The sequence below is a fragment of the Roseomonas chloroacetimidivorans genome (genome assembly GCF_049629625.1).
Lineage (GTDB): Bacteria > Pseudomonadota > Alphaproteobacteria > Acetobacterales > Acetobacteraceae > Roseomonas > Roseomonas chloroacetimidivorans.
The window spans coordinates 1-780 of record NZ_JBNBZS010000308.1 but is presented as its reverse complement, the minus strand read 5'-3'; the positions used below and the strand labels follow the sequence as shown (position 1 = coordinate 780).

Sequence of the window (780 nt, the reverse complement as noted above, 5' to 3'; positions counted from 1 at the left end):
TGCTCGCGGTCGATCCCGACGATCTCGGAGCGTCGTAGGGCGCCGGCAAAGCCCAGCAGCAGCAGGGCGCGATCCCGATAGCCGGCCGTGTCGGTGCCGCAGGCCGCCAGCAGGCGCTTGACCTCGGCCGAGGTGAGCGCCGCGGCGGGGCGGGTGGGCTTGCCGTGAGTCGCGAGGATGCCGCGCATCGTCGCCGTGATCGCCGGGTGGCGGGTCTCCCACGGGTGGCCCGCTTGGCGGTGCTGGTGGGCGATGGCGGCGAGGCGCCGGCGCAACCCGCTGCGGCCCAGCGCCTTGGCGAGGCTTGCGAGATGGCCGGCGACCACGACCGGCGGCGCCGGGAGTGGCGCGATGCCGTCCGCCTCGCACCAGGCGCAGAAGGCGCGCCAGTCGCTCTCGTAGGCGCGGCGCGTGTTGTCGGACAGCGCCCGGCCGGCGTAGCCGGCCGCCTGCGCCACCGCCTCGCCCACCGGGCCGGAGAGCACGGCCAGCGCCTCGGGCGGCAGCGCCTCCTGCACCAGCCGCCGCACGGCCGGGGGCAGCGGCCTGCCGCCGGCGCCATCGGGCGGCGTCATCGGGTCGCCGTCCCCCGCGCGCATCCGAAAATTCCCGTCTTTGCTGGGTCCTTCCCCTCGGTCCCGCTCACTGCCCCCGCGCCCCCTGCCCTCTCCGGCCAGTGGAACAGGCGCCCCCGCGCCCGCCGCTCCGGCCGGGCTTAGTGTGCCAGGACAGGTCCTTCGATGGCAATTAGCCTCTCTGCCCACCACAGGCACGGTAATG

At 75.8% G+C, this 780-nt stretch carries 1 pseudogene; it reads right to left on the bottom strand.

The features are described 5' to 3' along the window. A pseudogene (locus ACO1BU_RS37655) lies at nucleotides 1-599 on the bottom strand (site-specific integrase); the annotation flags it as partial. Nucleotides 600-780: the final 181 nt, after the last annotated feature.